We start from the raw sequence: 247 nt of genomic DNA, 5'->3' as shown, positions 1-247 counted from the left end.
CCGCGTTCATCGCGACCAGCGTGGGCGCCGTGCTGGGTTATCTGCTCAGCGGAGCCATCGCGAAGCGGATGTCCCGTCGATCCGAGATCGCGCTAGCAACGCTGGCCTTCGCTGCGTTTTCGCTGCTCACGGTGGTTTCGTCCGGCATCCTGATGCTATCCGTCATCCGGTTCTTCACGGCGGTCTGCCTCGGTCTGGTCGTCCCGGCCTCGATCTCACTTGCAGCGGACAGTGCGCCCGACCATGC

Annotated in this window: 1 protein-coding gene; it reads left to right on the top strand. The window is 64.8% G+C overall.

The window, feature by feature from the left end; translation table 11 throughout:
• Positions 1 to 247: MFS transporter (locus SB771_RS36265; RefSeq protein WP_410722192.1), on the top strand; the 247-nt coding region annotated here is incomplete at both ends.

It is taken from the genome of Burkholderia sp. SIMBA_051 (assembly GCF_046534915.1).
Lineage (GTDB): Bacteria > Pseudomonadota > Gammaproteobacteria > Burkholderiales > Burkholderiaceae > Burkholderia > Burkholderia ambifaria.
The sequence above is the reverse complement of the archived record's forward strand: the minus strand, read 5'-3'. Positions and strand labels throughout refer to the sequence as shown.